Consider the following 15,659-nt stretch of genomic DNA (forward strand, 5'->3'; position numbering starts at 1 on the left):
ACAGCGTAAATGCTTCAGGAATTTGATTCCTGAAAACTGAATCCGAAACGAATTTGCGTCTGCCCTTCTTACGGGGCCCCCGGAAAGTACTCGGAATCCGCTTCGTCAGCGTCATCTTCACTTTTTGGGGTAATTTTGGATAAGCCCTCGACCGATTAGTATTGGTCAGCTCCATGCATTGCTGCACTTCCACCTCCAACCTATCTACCTCGTCGTCTTCAAGGGGTCTTACATACTGGGAAATCTCATCTTGAGGGGGGCTTCACGCTTAGATGCTTTCAGCGCTTATCCCGTCCGTACGTAGCTACTCAGCCATGCTCCTGGCGGAACAACTGATGCACCAGCGGTACGTCCATCCCGGTCCTCTCGTACTAAGGACAGCTCCTCTCAAATTTCCTGCGCCCACGACAGATAGGGACCGAACTGTCTCACGACGTTCTGAACCCAGCTCGCGTACCGCTTTAATGGGCGAACAGCCCAACCCTTGGGACCTACTTCAGCCCCAGGATGCGATGAGCCGACATCGAGGTGCCAAACCTCCCCGTCGATGTGGACTCTTGGGGGAGATAAGCCTGTTATCCCCAGGGTAGCTTTTATCCGTTGAGCGATGGCCCTTCCATGCGGTACCACCGGATCACTAAGTCCGACTTTCGTCCCTGCTCGACTTGTAGGTCTCGCAGTCAAGCTCCCTTATGCCTTTGCACTCTGCGAATGATTTCCAACCATTCTGAGGGAACCTTTGAACGCCTCCGTTACTCTTTAGGAGGCGACCGCCCCAGTCAAACTGCCCGCCTGACACGGTCCCCGTACCCGCTAAGGGCACTAGGTTAGAACCTAGATACGATCAGGGTGGTATCCCAACGGCGCCTCCGCAGAAGCTTGCGCTCCTGCCTCACCGGCTCCCACCTATCCTGTACAGATCGTACCCAAATTCAATATCAAGCTGCAGTAAAGCTCCATGGGGTCTTTCCGTCTTGTCGCGGGTAACCTGCATCTTCACAGGTATTAAAATTTCACCGGATCTCTCGTTGAGACAGCGCCCAAGTCGTTACGCCATTCGTGCGGGTCAGAATTTACCTGACAAGGAATTTCGCTACCTTAGGACCGTTATAGTTACGGCCGCCGTTTACTGGGGCTTCGGTTCACAGCTTCGGGTTACCCCTAACCGCTCCCCTTAACCTTCCAGCACCGGGCAGGCGTCAGCCCGTATACTTCGCCTTGCGGCTTCGCACAGACCTGTGTTTTTGCTAAACAGTCGCTTGGGCCTTTTCACTGCGGCCCCCTCGGGCTATTCACCCTACCGAGGCACCCCTTCTCCCGAAGTTACGGGGTCATTTTGCCGAGTTCCTTAACGAGAGTTCTTCCGCGCGCCTTAGAATTCTCTTCTCGCCTACCTGTGTCGGTTTGCGGTACGGGCACCTTCTCCTGACTAGAGGCTTTTCTTGGCAGTGTGAGATCATGACCTTCGCTACTATAATTTTCGCTCCCCATCACAGCCCAGCCTTAATGATGTGCGGATTTGCCTGCACACCAGCCTCACTGCTTAGACGGACATCCATCAGTCCGCGTCACTACCCTCCTGCGTCACCCCATCGCTCATAGCGGATTACGGTGGTACAGTAATTTCAAACTGTTGTCCTTCGACTACGCCTGTCGGCCTCGCCTTAGGTCCCGACTTACCCTGAGCGGACGAGCCTTCCTCAGGAAACCTTGGGCTTTCGGCGGATCAGATTCTCACTGATCTTTTCGTTACTCATACCGGCATTCTCACTTGTATGCTGTCCAGCGCTCCTTACGGTACACCTTCAACCCACATACAACGCTCCCCTACCCCAGATGCAAAGCATCTAGCCATAGCTTCGGTGGTGTGTTTAGCCCCGTTACATTTTCGGCGCAGAGTCACTCGACCAGTGAGCTATTACGCACTCTTTCAATGGTGGCTGCTTCTAAGCCAACATCCTGGTTGTCTGTGCAACTCCACATCCTTTCCCACTTAACACACACTTGGGGACCTTAGCTGATGGTCTGGGCTGTTTCCCTTTTGACAATGGATCTTAGCACTCACTGTCTGACTCCCGGCAAGAAGTAAATGGCATTCGGAGTTTGACTGAGCTTGGTAACCCTTGCGGGCCCCGCACCCAATCAGTGCTCTACCTCCACCACTCCATTCACCGAGGCTAGCCCTAAAGCTATTTCGGGGAGAACCAGCTATCTCCGAGTTCGATTGGAATTTCTCCGCTACCCCCACCTCATCCCCGCATTTTTCAACATGCGTGGGTTCGGGCCTCCAGTGCGTGTTACCGCACCTTCACCCTGGACAGGGGTAGATCACACGGTTTCGGGTCTACGTCCACATACTCAATCGCCCTATTCAGACTCGCTTTCGCTGCGGCTCCGGCTTCTCACCTTAACCTTGCATGTTAAACGTAACTCGCCGGTTCATTCTACAAAAGGCACGCCATCACCCATAGAAAGGGCTCTGACTTTTTGTAAGCACACGGTTTCAGGTTCTATTTCACTCCCCTTCCGGGGTGCTTTTCACCTTTCCCTCACGGTACTGTTTCACTATCGGTCGCCAGGTAGTATTTAGCCTTAGCAGATGGTCCTGCTGGATTCATACGGGGTTTCACGTGCCCCGCACTACTCGGGATCCGTCTCGGAGAGAACACAGTTTGGGCTACAGGGCTTTTACCTCTATCGCGGGCCTTTCCAGACCTCTTCACCTACCCTATTCCTTTGTAACTCCATGTGAGACGTCCCACAACCCCAAGAGGCAAGCCTCTTGGTTTAGGCTGTTCCGCGTTCGCTCGCCGCTACTGACGGAATCACTATTGTTTTCTCTTCCTCAGGGTACTTAGATGTTTCAGTTCCCCTGGTCTGCCTCTGCGTATCCTATGTATTCAGATACGAGTAACTGCGAATTACCACAGCTGGGTTTCCCCATTCGGACACCCCCGGATCAAAGCTTGCTTACAGCTCCCCGAGGCAGTTTCGTTGTTCGCCACGTCCTTCGTCGGCTCCTGGCGCCTAGGCATCCTCCGTGTGCTCTTAGTAGCTTAACCTCGATTTTTCCTTTAGGAAAATATCGGACAATGAATTTCTTCAACGCCTTTATTTCCATCCAGATCATCGCTAGCATCGCCATTAATTCAAAACTTGTTTACACAAGTTCAGCTTAAAGGAATGTTCTAAAACGCAAATTCGTTTCGGTATCCAGTTTTCAAGGATCAAGTTGCTGTTATTATGAAACAATCACGACTGTGATGTTCGGAATAACAGACGATGTATCGAGTATTTCAGACATAACAAATAGATGAAGTTTGTTGGTGGAGCCAAGCGGGATCGAACCGCTGACCTCCTGCTTGCAAGGCAGGCGCTCTCCCAGCTGAGCTATGGCCCCGCAAATTCCATCAAAACCGAACAAATGGAAACGCTCAAGGCTTTACGAAGTAAAGCCTGCTTCAGGAAGCAAGCTTCCTAAAGACTTTTATTTGAATGTCTTCATTGCAGAAGACGATTCTCCATAGAAAGGAGGTGATCCAGCCGCACCTTCCGATACGGCTACCTTGTTACGACTTCACCCCAATCATCTACCCCACCTTCGGCGGCTGGCTCCCTTGCGGGTTACCCCACCGACTTCGGGTGTTGTAAACTCTCGTGGTGTGACGGGCGGTGTGTACAAGACCCGGGAACGTATTCACCGCGGCATGCTGATCCGCGATTACTAGCAATTCCGACTTCATGCAGGCGAGTTGCAGCCTGCAATCCGAACTGAGACCGGCTTTGCTGGGATTGGCTCCACCTCGCGGCTTCGCTTCCCGTTGTACCGGCCATTGTAGTACGTGTGTAGCCCAGGTCATAAGGGGCATGATGATTTGACGTCATCCCCACCTTCCTCCGGTTTGTCACCGGCAGTCACTCTAGAGTGCCCAGCTCAACCTGCTGGCAACTAAAGTCAAGGGTTGCGCTCGTTGCGGGACTTAACCCAACATCTCACGACACGAGCTGACGACAACCATGCACCACCTGTCTCAACTTTCCCCGAAGGGCACCTGATGCATCTCTGCTTCGTTAGTTGGATGTCAAGACCTGGTAAGGTTCTTCGCGTTGCTTCGAATTAAACCACATACTCCACTGCTTGTGCGGGTCCCCGTCAATTCCTTTGAGTTTCAGTCTTGCGACCGTACTCCCCAGGCGGAGTGCTTACTGTGTTAACTTCGGCACCAAGGGTATCGAAACCCCTAACACCTAGCACTCATCGTTTACGGCGTGGACTACCAGGGTATCTAATCCTGTTTGCTCCCCACGCTTTCGCGCCTCAGCGTCAGTTACAGCCCAGAAAGTCGCCTTCGCCACTGGTGTTCCTCCACATATCTACGCATTTCACCGCTACACGTGGAATTCCACTTTCCTCTTCTGTACTCAAGTCACCCAGTTTCCAGTGCGACCTCAGGTTGAGCCCAAGGTTTAAACACCAGACTTAAATAACCGCCTGCGCGCGCTTTACGCCCAATAATTCCGGACAACGCTTGCCCCCTACGTATTACCGCGGCTGCTGGCACGTAGTTAGCCGGGGCTTTCTTCTCAGGTACCGTCACTCCGGCAGCAGTTACTCTACCGGACGTTCTTCCCTGGCAACAGAGCTTTACGATCCGAAAACCTTCATCACTCACGCGGCGTTGCTCCGTCAGGCTTGCGCCCATTGCGGAAGATTCCCTACTGCTGCCTCCCGTAGGAGTCTGGGCCGTGTCTCAGTCCCAGTGTGGCCGTTCACCCTCTCAGGTCGGCTACGCATCGTCGCCTTGGTGGGCCGTTACCCCACCAACTAGCTAATGCGCCGCAGGCCCATCCCCAAGCAGCAGATTGCTCCGCCTTTCATTCTCTCCTCAGGAGAAGAAAGAAATTATCCGGTATTAGCTACCGTTTCCGGTAGTTATCCCAGGCTTGAGGGCAGGTTGCCTACGTGTTACTCACCCGTCCGCCGCTAAGTTTGAAAGGAAGCAAGCTCCCTTTCAAACTCCGCTCGACTTGCATGTATTAGGCACGCCGCCAGCGTTCGTCCTGAGCCAGGATCAAACTCTCCAATTAGGTTTTTCCGAGCGGATACTTCACCCGAATCACTTCGAGGAAATAACCATCCGAAAACTATCGAAAAGAGCGATTGCTCATTTTGAAACTGACGATTCATAAATGAATCTTGTAAAAATTAAAGCGTTCCATTTGTTCAGTTTTCAAAGAACTTGCTCCCGGCATTTCAATCTTATGTATCTTGCACAGGAATTAGATCATATCATTTTATTACGTTTGTTGTCAACTTATTTTTCTTCCGCCGCTCAATTCAGCGTCGATGTCTCATAAGCACAAGAGATAATATATCACGCGTTCCAAACGTTTGCAAGTCTTTTTTGAAACAAAGATTAAGCACCACTTTTTTTGAGTTAATAATGAATAGTTGACCGCTCCCCTGCACAAATTGATTCCCATAATGCTTCATTTGTCGCTACAATAGAATTTATCTTCGTATCCATAGATAACTTACTTATTAACTGTTCCTGAAAGGAGTTCAAATGTCCAACAAGACCCTGCCTCAAGCTCCACCCGGCTCTTTGGGTGAATCACGCAATCTGCAGCAGGCTACCATCTACCGCATTTTGCTTGCTGTCAGCTTTGTTCATTTATTCAATGATTCCATTCAGGCACTGATTCCGGCGATGTTCCCTGTACTAAAGGATAACCTGGTGCTCTCTTATGCCCAGATCGGCTGGATTGCGTTCGCGCTGAATCTCACCTCCTCGGTGATTCAGCCTATTATCGGCTTCGCCGCTGACCGGAAGCCGCGTCCGATCCTGCTCCCGCTGGGGATGTGCTGTACCTTTGCCGGGGTCTTCCTGCTCGCTTTTGCCGGCAATTATGTATTAGTGATTGTGTCCGTAATGCTTGTGGGCTTCGGATCAGCAGCGTTCCATCCGGAAGGCATGCGCGTGGCTCATATGGCTGCCGGTCAGCGCAAGGGGCTGTCGCAATCCATATTTCAGGTGGGCGGCAACGCCGGCCAGGCCTTGGGTCCTCTATTAATGAAGTGGGTATTCATTCCCTTCGGACAGATGGGCGCTCTCGGCTTCACCGTTATCGCCGCTGCCGGGGTGGCCATCCAGGCCTATGTGGCCCGCTGGTACCGCGAGATGCTGGATGCCGGATACACGTTCCGCAAAAAGTCAGCGGCACGGTCCATCGACCCTGCCCGCAGCAAACGTATTCTCATTACAACCGTCATTCTGGTCTTTATCGTATTCGTGCGATCCTGGTACGGTGCCTCCATCGGCGGTTACTATGCCTTCTATCTAATGGACAAATACGGGATGACGCTGGATAAGGCTCAGATCTATATCTTCATCTATCTCGCTGCGGGCGCTGTCGGCACCTTCTTCGGGGGCCCGCTGGCAGACCGCTTCGGCCGCCGTAATCTGATTCTGGTGTCGATGATCGGGACGGTGCCGTTTGCGCTGGCCCTGCCTTTTGTGAACCAGTTCTGGGCCGCCGTGCTGCTGATCATTTCTGGGTTCATCCTGCTGTCCAGCTTCTCCGTAACCGTAATCTACGCACAGATGCTGTACCCGGGCAATATCGGTACGGTCTCGGGTCTAATAACCGGCCTTGCTTTCGGGCTTGGCGGAATTGGTTCTGTCGTGATCGGGCATCTGATCGACACGATCGGAATCGCCACGGTGTTCGTGGCCTGCGGCTTCCTGCCGCTGCTCGGCCTGCTAGCGCTGCTGCTGCCCGGTGACAAGAAGCTGGAGGAATGGGCGGCGGAATAAGCAAATCTATTCATAGCATGGAGAGAACCTTGGAGAACATAGCAGCTGCAAGCCCGCTGCCGGCAGTCATGTAGTTGTCGGGATCAGAGCGGTCGAAACCCATCCATACTGCCGCTGTCCATCTAGGGGTATAGCCTACAAACCATAAGTCCCGGTTGGCCTTGCCGGGAACTCCCGGCAGGTCCAGCTGCGTGGTTCCTGTCTTACCGGCCACCGTAACGTTCATTTGCGCCCGTCTGCCCGTCCCTTCATTCACCGCCTGACGGAGCATCGCTGTCATATCCGCTGCGGTACGTACCGAAATGGCCTGCTGCGGCGCAGCGACATGTGAATACACCACCTGATTCTGCGAATTCCTGATACTACGCACCAGATACGCCTTGTTAAGAATGCCTCCATTTGCAAAGACGGTGTAGGCTTGAGCCATCGTGAGCGGAGAAACCCCGCTATGCAGACCTCCAAGGGCAATAGCCAGATGGTTGTCTTCTGCAGCGAGTTCCATTCCCAGCCTGGCTGCAAACCCACGGGCATAGCTGACCCCCACCTGCTTCAGCAGCCATACCGCTGGGGCATTAATGGACTGCTGCAGGGCAACCCTCATGCTCACCTGCCCACGATATACACCGTTCAGATTAGCCGGACTGTAGCTGCCATAGGTTGTTTTAATATCAGGCAGGAGACTGTCCGGCGTATATTTCCCGCTCTCCAGCGCCGGTCCATAATCTATAATGGGCTTGAGCGCGGAGCCTGGCTGCCGGGAAGGAGTTACGGCTCTGTTCAGACCGCCTGTACGCGGGCTTCGCCCGCCCAACAGTGCGGCCACTTCACCGGTCCGCTGGTCCATGATGACCATGGCTGCTTCTGCTCTCTGGTTTTTGCCATCCGGCGGAAATGCCTCTTCCTGTGAGAAGGCCCGCTCCATAGCCCGCTGCGCCTCAATATTCATGCCCGTCACCAGTGTATAACCGCCTGTGCTTAGCTCCTTTTGCGATAATCCTGTCTGCCGCATCGCTTCCTGAATTGCCGCATCCATATAGGACGCCCCGACAATCTCAGTCTTATCCTTAATCGGAGGTACGTAGGTGCTCTTCATTGCTGCCGTCATCTGCTCGGTTGTTATCAGCTTGTGCTGCTGCATAATCCGCAGGACCAGATCCCGTCTGCCTGTTGACAATTCAATGTTGTCTGCCGGGTTATAGATGGAAGGCCCTTTGGGAATAGCCGCCAGTGTCGCGATCTGTCCAATCTCCAACTGCTCCAGATCAGTTATACCAAAATAACGCTCCGCTGCAGATTTCACCCCATATTGCCCTTGCCCCATATAAATTTGATTAAGATACAGCTGCAAAATCTCATCCTTCGATAACTGCTTCTCCAGCGCCAACGCTATTGAGGCCTCGTTCAGCTTACGCAGCAGATTCTGCCCCCGGTTCAGATACAACCCCCTTGCCAGCTGCTGAGTGATGCTGCTTCCACCCTCCGATACCCCCATACGTAAGGTATTGTTGACTAATGCGCGGGCTATTCCCTGATAGTCCAGACCCTTATGACTGTAAAAGCGGCGGTCCTCAACAGCAATGAAAGTATCGATGAGCAGCTGCGGCATCTCTCCAAGTCCTGCTTTGATTCGGTAGCCTGTCTCAGGTAGCGGTATTCTCCGCAACATTGTTCCGTCAGAGGCCATAATGACACTTGATTCCGGTAAAATCATTTTCTCCGGATAACGATCCAGCATCAGCTTTCCATAATGACTCATATAAATAATTCCTGCTAGCATGAGAATAGCAAGGATGACTGTCAGATCAAAAACGGCATAGCAAATACGCAGCAGCGATCTCCGTCCTGTTCTCATACCTGCCGAGTCCAATGCTCCAGAAGCTTTTCCATTCCCAATGCCTCCTGCTTAGCCATCGCCAGCTGCTGCAAAACTGCAGCAGGGATATTACAGACCTCTTCCTCTGACTCCGCCACTGTCAGTTCCAGCATGCGGATCAACGCCCGTGTCCGCAAAATAAGCGCCATGAATTCTTGTGCATCCGGCTCCGGCATTAGTATTTGCGGTGCAGGGGCCGCTGCTGGCCGCAATCCGGCCTGATGAATCCGGCGCAGACTGGCAGCCAACCGTCTGAATTCCCCACCCGATTGCACCTCAAGGTCCGCAAGCTCACAGGCGCCGTGAACCGCCAGTTGTTCCGCGGCGCGCAGCAGCGCGGTAGTATCGTTGGCTGCTTTTTGTGAACGGAGCAGGAACAGCCCTGCACATACAACGGTGAACATCATGACAGCCGCCGGTCTTGCGCCGATATGATTGATGATCCAATGCATGAAACGGACAAACAGCACAGCCGATTCCGGCGTATACCAGGAGTAGAACATAGTAAAAATCCCCCGCATAAGCAGCAACAGCCCTGCACTAAGCAGAACGCTACCGCAGAATATGTAGAGGTAAAGTGTGCGGATCGTGTGTATTTTTGACATCAGCCAACTTCTCCTGCCTCCCCGGGTCTCATCCCATAGCCCAAGGATATCGGCTAAATCTTAAGAAACACCATTGCCATTTCTTAAGAAATACTGAAGATTGTCAGGAGGATACCGGAAACCGGGTAACAAAGTCAGTCCGGGATCTGGTGCTGTGAGCCGTAATCTCCCCATGGTGCCTTTCCACAATTCCCTTGGCAATCGCCAGACCCAATCCCGAGCCCCCGGTAACCTGCGATCTGGAGCGCTCCGCCCGGTAGAACCGCTCAAAAATATGTGGAAGATCCCCCTCCGCAATCATCTCGCCGAAATTGCTGATCCGCACAACTGCATCGTTACCTTCACAGCTGAGTCCAATCTCAAGCCTTCTTCCATCCTTCCCGTACCGGATCGCATTGGCAATCAGATTCTCATAAGCACGCACCAATTCGTAAGGTGCCGCTTCAATCCACAGCGATTCGGTATCATCCTGCAGTTCATAAGTCATGCCTGCACGGGTCAGTGCCGGAACCGATTCCTCCGCAAGCTGGCGCATAAATGCCTTGAGATCGAGCCGTTCCAGCACTAACGGCAGTCTGCTGCTGTTAACCCGCGTGTATTCAAACAAGTCGTCAATCAGCTTGCGCAGCACCAATGACTTCTGATAGGCAATCCCTACATAGTAACGTATCTCCGCCTCTTCCCGGCAGCGGTCCTGCTCAATATACTCCAAAAAGCCAAGCACCGAGGTCAACGGAGTGCGGAGATCATGCGATACACCGGTAATTAGCTCGTTTTTGGACTCGACAGCCTTGCGTTCTTCCAGCAGCGAATGCTGTAGCCGCTCAGACATAATGTTGATGTTCTCCGCAAGTACCCCCAGCTCGTCCGACGTTCGGACCTCAATCCGGTGCGATTCATCAAGCTTCGTGATCTGCTGGATACCGCTGGTGATCTCTTCGAGGTACGAGACGATTTTACGCGTATAGATGAAAAAGAAGATCAGGAAGCTGGCAATCCCGACAGCGGTCATCAGCGGCGCTGAACCGATATGGTTGATCATCCATTTCAGAGTACGCGAATACAGTGCGGAGGGCTGCGCCGGCTGCAGATAATTTAAAGAGTTAACCAGCCGATAGCCCGCCAAAAGCAGAGCTGCCCCCGACAAAATACTCAGCACAAAGGCCCAGATAAACTTCCAGCGGATGGTGCTTATATATTTGGTGTTCACTACAGTTCCCCTCAGCTTTCAGGATGGATGATCCAGTTTGTAGCCAATGCCCCATACAGTCTGCACATAACGGGGCTGCTTTGCGTCCAGCTCGATTTTGTCGCGGATATTGCGGACATGCACCATCACGGTGTTGCCACCATCCAGAAAAGGCTCATTCCACACTTTCAGATAAATCTGCTCCATACTGAGCACCTGTCCCTGATGCCGCGCCAGAAGTTCCAGGATAGAAAACTCGCGGGGTGTCAGCTTCACCTTGCGATTGTCCACACTTACCTCATGCCGAAGTGTATCTATCAGCAAATCTTCAAAGATCAGTTCGTGCTCATTCGTTCTGGCAGAAGTGTCCCGATTCAATTTATGGTAACGGCGCAGCTGCGATTTGGCCCGCGCCACCAGTTCCAGCGGATTAAACGGCTTGCCCACATAATCGTCTGCACCGATGCTGAGTCCAAGGATTTTGTCCATATCGGCATTCTTGGCGGAGAGCATAATAATCGGCATGTTGCGTTCTTCACGAATCTTCATGCAGGCGGCAATCCCATCCATGTGTGGCATCATCACATCGAGTATAATGAGATCCACCTCTTCCTTGCCAAGGCATTCAAGCGCCTCCCTTCCGTCAAATGCCTTAAGCAGCCGGTACCCCTCATTGCGAAAATAGATATCCAGCAGTTCCACAATCTCCACTTCATCATCCACCAGCAGTATCGTTTCTTGGTTCACGGGCATTTAATCCTTTCCTTAGCTCTTTCCATTAGTCTATAAGAAAAAGTTCAGGGAAGGCAACCATACGGTCGGGCTTGATCGGGGTAATATTATTCAGCGGTGTTTTTTTGCGGTACAATTAGTTAAAACTTAAATTAATATGGTGTTGGACACTTATTCATCAACGGGAGGGACTGCAGGTGAAAAAATTATTGACCGGCATCCGTAAAGGATACGGAAAGAAGCTCGTCTCGATTCACCTGTGGAATGCCTGGCTGGTCTTAATCCTTGCCGTTAGCGGTCTGATGCTAGTGGGCGGCTTCTGGAGAGAGCTGCTGGGCGAGGGCAGAGTGTGGCTGAAATGGGGCCATATCGTATTTGGACTGGCGCTGTTGATCCCTGTGGTCTACTATCTGTTCCTGGCAGCGAAGCACTGGAAGCGGCTGAAGGGTAAACCTGCGCAAAAAGCCAACGTCCTCTTCGTGCTTACGCTTTTGATCGGCTGGCTGATCTCAGGGGTTGTGCTCTGGCAGTTCAGGCTTGCCGGGCCGAGAGCAGCGAATACTGCGTTATTCATTCATGATCTGCTGACCTGGGTCGGCCTTCCAGTTATCATCTATCACTCCATTACCCGGGTGAAATGGTTGAAGGAGCCCCAGAAGCGCACGATTGTGGCAGAAGCTGTCCCCCTTGAAGAGGCCTCTTCACCCGCAGGACGGGCACGGCGCGCGGCTCCTTCTGAAGCCCAGCCTATGTATTCACGCCGTGGTTTCATCAAGGCTGCGGTAGGCGCAGGGCTTGCTGTCACGCTCGGCCCTACTTTTGTCCGCTGGATCGGTAAATCCCTGCAGTTCCCGGGTACAGCCGACTATACGGCAACCAATGCCAATGCATTGATTCCAGATCCTATTCCGCTGGCGGAATCGGCACCTCCTATCGGCGGGGGAGCCGAGGGCAGCTTTCGCGTATATACGGTCACGGCCATTCCTGCGTTCGACAACTCCAACTGGTCTTTTACCATTGATGGGCTGGTGGATAAGAAGCTGAGCTGGAACTGGGAAGAGTTCGTCAAGCTGCAGCGCGAGGTACAGGTCAGTGATTTTCACTGCGTGACCGGCTGGTCTGTGTACAAAAATACATGGGAGGGCCTCCCCCTCTCGAAGCTGCTCGATATGGCCGGTGTGCAGCCTGAGGCCGTCATGGTCAAGCTCTACTCGGGAGACGGTGTCTATACGGACTCACTCACTCTGGATCAGGCGAGGATGGACGATATCATGGTGGCCGTGATGCACGATGGCAAACCTATCCCCAATCAACTCGGCGGGCCGGTTCGACTGGTGACTCCGCAAATGTATGCCTATAAGTCCGTCAAATGGCTGAACCGGATTGAGTTAATCAATGAAGATTATACCGGGTACTGGGAACAGCGGGGATACGATAAGGATGCCTGGCTGCCGGGTGCGAAGCGGGTGTAATGTAGCTTTTGTCCTCTATTCAGTACAAAAACCTCCTTTCCCAATCCGGGATTTGGAGGTTTTTTGGTTCTTGCTTAATGGATCACAGGCTGGTGAAGGAAGCGTCGTACAGGCGGAACATGGTTTTGTAGCCGGACTCGTCAATCTTGATTCCAACATCCAGGCGCCCCGATATCTCCAGCGGACCTGAGGTGTACCGGAGCTTACTGCCTTCAGGAACAAATACGATCATAATCTTGTTCCAGTAGGTCTCATCCCCATTATCAAACGGACATTCGGCACCCGGTTCGGGAATAAGCAGAAACCAGTTTTTCTCAAAAGAAAGGACCTCACCCATGAAGCCCTTAATGGTCACCTGCTGTCCGCTGAGATCCCAGAAGTGCTCTGAGGGCCGGGTCTGATCGTCTCCATCAAAAAAACCACTCCAGTCTATGGCCTTATTCCCTGTGGAGGCAGCACTCACGGTAGCCGCTGCCGCTGGTGCCGCAGACGGAGACAGTGACGGTGACACGCTTAATGCCGGAGCAGATCCAGCCTTGACGGGTTCCGCTACAACGCTGCTCCCCCCGGTATCCTTAACCGCTGCCGCTGGGCGTGGGCTTTGTACAGAAGAAGAGGCGGCCGGGCTCGGGGTAGTAGTTACAGTCTTTCCGGAGGGCTTCCGGGTAGCCGTCCCTACAGGTGCAGCAGTAGGCGCGGGAGACGGCTTGAACGTAACCGTCACCTTAGATCCGGCATCCGTACCTTTGGATGGAGCAGCGGATGCAGCAGCTCCGTCTTTGGCTACTGGAGCAGTGGCCTGCGGAGACGGGTATGAGGATATCTGTGCTTCCTTCGCGACTTCCTCAGTGCTCTGCGGAGCTTCTGACACCGCCGTAAAGGACTCCCCGTTTCCGTTAGTAGCAGCATTCTGGCCACATGCCTGAAGCAGCAGCATACCTGTCACAGCTCCTGACAGCAGAAGCATTCTTCCTTGTAGTCGTATCAATTGAACGTACCTCCTATGATTTGAACAAGGCGAGCGGATGCATCCGGTACATCCGGAAGGCCGGTCCAAGCGAGGACAGCAGACCTATAGCCAGCGCACCAAGCACAATAAGCCCATGCTCCGGTGTCCAGTGGTAGGGCTCGATTTGAATACCCGCCTGCGAGAACAGCATATCCTTAAGCAGATAAGCTCCGAGATGTCCGATTACAAGCCCCACGATAAGTCCGGTTGCTGTTACCAGCAGGCCTTCTGTGGTCAGGGAGAGCCATACGTAGGCCCGTGATTTTCCGAGAAGACGCAGTATTCCGACATCCTTGGTCCGCTCCGAGGCTGCTGCAACAAGAGATAATAGAATCGCAATAGCTGCGAGCAGCACACATATGGCTGTCAGCATCCCAAGCAGCCGGGAGCCCTGATCCACTGCATTCAACACCTCGGACACAGCCTTGCTGGTATACGCCGCCTGGACACCATTGCTGCCATCGAACGCCTGCTTCAAATCATGGGCCCCCAGCAGACTGGCCGGCTTAACGAGCACCGCCGTAATCTCCCGTTCCTCAGGCGCGAGCCCGTGTACAGCCCAGGCATAGTCCACCGTTGTAAAGACCGCACGGTCATCTGGAGTATGGAGCTCTGGAAGAATACCCGCTACCCTGTATCGAAAATCCTCATGGGCATGCCCGCCTGACTCTCCGGCTTCATGTTCCTCCTCATGACCCTCCTCGTGCTCAGCCGCTGCGGATTCGTGGTCTTCTCCCTGCACAAGTCCATGCGCCCCCGCAAAGGTATCGCCTACCTTCAGTCCTAGTGACTGGGCAACATACGAGCCGATAATCGTATCACCGGTATGGGCATACATCTTACCTTCCTGCAGCCTGCTGCCGCCATAGCGGGTGAAGAAGTAACCGGAATCTATCCCGACAATCGGATACCCCTTGTAGTTATCGCCCGTGGTCATCGCAAAGGCGGCTTCCACAGACGGGTCCTGCCGTGCCTCATCCAGAACAGTGAGCGGGATATTCCCGGTTGGTGCGCCGATATGATAAAAGGTATTGAGCACCAGCTGCGTCTCACTTCCCGCTGCTCCTATGACAAGGTCAAAGGGTCCATATCCCTTCTTGGCCCCCTGCTCCACACTCTGCCGGGAGAGGACAAGCAAAACGATAAAAGCAACGGTAATCGCCACTGCACACACGGTAAGAAGAGATAGGAATCGCCGGTGCAGTACATTGCGGAGAGTGAGCCGGAACAGACTCATAGCGAAATCCCCTCCTTGTCCACCCCACTGAGCGAAGAGCGCTGCCGGGATAATGCCTCCCGCCGCACTTCATTGATATCCTGAATGTTCAAGCGGCGTGGAAACCGTTCAGCCATATTGAGGTCATGGGTTACCACGATTAAAGTGTGTCCATGCGCCGCGCTAAGCTCCAGGAGCAGAGAGGATATCTCATCGGCTGTCTCCCAGTCCAAGCTGCCGGTCGGTTCATCTGCCAGCAGAAGCGGCGGGTGATTGACCATGGCCCTTACAATAGCAACACGCTGCTGCTGCCCGCGTGAGAGCTGGGAAGGCAGATGCCTTCCGCGGCCACCCAGACCTACCTGCTCCAGCCAGCCGTCCACTATGCGCCGTCTCTCCTTTTGCGGAAGCCGGGCCGTCATGGCAATCTCGACATTCTGCCGTGCGGTCAGCGAAGGAATCAGATGGAAGTCTTGAAGCACATAGCCGATAGCAGAAGCACGAAAGGCATCGCGCTTCGCCTCAGTTAACTCGTGAAGCGGCTGCCCGTCTACGGTAATTCTGCCGCTGTCTGCACGCATAATGCCGCTGATCAGGTGCAAAAGCGTGCTTTTACCGGACCCGCTGGGTCCGGTAATGGCTACGCACTCTCCCTTTTCAACCTTCCAAAGGGGGATATTGAGAATCGGTACAGCTCTGCCGTCCACTTTGAATTGTTTGGTCAAATTCTGAATCTGAAGCAATA

General features: G+C 53.3%; 9 protein-coding genes, 1 tRNA gene and 2 rRNA genes. 2 read left to right on the plus strand and 10 right to left on the minus strand.

The annotated features are described in order from the left end of the window. Positions 1 to 135: 135 nt before the first annotated feature. The 3 genes from MKX51_RS28080 to MKX51_RS28090 form a co-directional block, all read right to left on the minus strand. Positions 136 to 3,062 (minus strand): 23S ribosomal RNA (locus tag MKX51_RS28080). Between the two features lie 262 nt (positions 3,063 to 3,324). Beyond that, positions 3,325 to 3,400: transfer RNA gene (locus MKX51_RS28085), tRNA-Ala, on the minus strand. Between the two features lie 127 nt (positions 3,401 to 3,527). Then, positions 3,528 to 5,088, minus strand: a 16S ribosomal RNA gene (locus MKX51_RS28090). The 16S and 23S rRNA genes sit together here with 1 tRNA gene alongside, the layout of an rRNA operon. A gap of 479 nt (positions 5,089 to 5,567) precedes the next feature. Between MKX51_RS28090 and MKX51_RS28095 the strand changes: the two genes are divergently transcribed. Further along, the gene (locus tag MKX51_RS28095) at positions 5,568 to 6,818 is read left to right on the plus strand and encodes an MFS transporter (RefSeq protein WP_340946709.1); all 1,251 of its coding nucleotides are present in this window, start codon (positions 5,568 to 5,570) and stop codon (positions 6,816 to 6,818) included. A gap of 10 nt (positions 6,819 to 6,828) precedes the next feature. On the opposite strand, the gene MKX51_RS28100 is transcribed toward MKX51_RS28095, so the two are convergent. The 4 genes from MKX51_RS28100 to MKX51_RS28115 form a co-directional block, all read right to left on the minus strand. Continuing rightward, positions 6,829 to 8,574, minus strand: coding sequence for a transglycosylase domain-containing protein (locus tag MKX51_RS28100; RefSeq protein WP_340994628.1), 1,746 nt, complete (start codon positions 8,572 to 8,574; stop codon positions 6,829 to 6,831). A gap of 92 nt (positions 8,575 to 8,666) precedes the next feature. Next, positions 8,667 to 9,296 (minus strand): hypothetical protein, encoded by a 630-nt coding sequence (locus MKX51_RS28105; protein WP_340994629.1) that lies wholly within the window; start codon positions 9,294 to 9,296, stop codon positions 8,667 to 8,669. A 103-nt stretch (positions 9,297 to 9,399) separates the two neighbouring features. Further along, positions 9,400 to 10,506 (minus strand): sensor histidine kinase, encoded by a 1,107-nt coding sequence (locus MKX51_RS28110; protein ID WP_340994630.1) that lies wholly within the window; start codon positions 10,504 to 10,506, stop codon positions 9,400 to 9,402. 18 nt (positions 10,507 to 10,524) lie between these two features. Then, positions 10,525 to 11,232: a response regulator transcription factor gene (locus MKX51_RS28115; protein ID WP_036694776.1), complete on the minus strand. Its 708-nt coding sequence runs from the start codon at positions 11,230 to 11,232 to the stop codon at positions 10,525 to 10,527. Positions 11,233 to 11,414: 182 nt separating this feature from the next. Between MKX51_RS28115 and MKX51_RS28120 the strand changes: the two genes are divergently transcribed. Then, positions 11,415 to 12,689 (plus strand): molybdopterin-dependent oxidoreductase, encoded by a 1,275-nt coding sequence (locus tag MKX51_RS28120; RefSeq protein ID WP_340994631.1) that lies wholly within the window; start codon positions 11,415 to 11,417, stop codon positions 12,687 to 12,689. An 82-nt stretch (positions 12,690 to 12,771) separates the two neighbouring features. Here MKX51_RS28120 and MKX51_RS28125 read toward each other — a convergent pair whose 3' ends face one another. Genes MKX51_RS28125 through MKX51_RS28135 form a run of 3 tightly spaced genes read right to left on the minus strand, consistent with a single transcriptional unit; the run spans position 12,772 to position 15,657 of the window. Further along, positions 12,772 to 13,677 carry a hypothetical protein gene (locus tag MKX51_RS28125; protein ID WP_340994632.1) on the minus strand — a complete coding sequence of 302 codons (906 nt, stop codon included), beginning with the start codon at positions 13,675 to 13,677 and terminating at the stop codon, positions 12,772 to 12,774. A gap of 13 nt (positions 13,678 to 13,690) precedes the next feature. Further along, a complete protein-coding gene (locus MKX51_RS28130; protein ID WP_340946704.1) occupies positions 13,691 to 14,935 on the minus strand; it encodes an ABC transporter permease in 1,245 nt (414 codons plus the stop codon). Beyond that, the gene (locus tag MKX51_RS28135; protein WP_340994633.1) at positions 14,932 to 15,657 is read right to left on the minus strand and encodes an ABC transporter ATP-binding protein; all 726 of its coding nucleotides are present in this window, start codon (positions 15,655 to 15,657) and stop codon (positions 14,932 to 14,934) included. Before MKX51_RS28135 ends, MKX51_RS28130 begins: the two co-directional genes overlap by 4 nt. Between the last annotated feature and the right edge of the window lie 2 nt (positions 15,658 to 15,659).

The sequence above is a fragment of the Paenibacillus sp. FSL M7-0420 genome (assembly GCF_038002345.1).
GTDB lineage: Bacteria > Bacillota > Bacilli > Paenibacillales > Paenibacillaceae > Paenibacillus_AQ.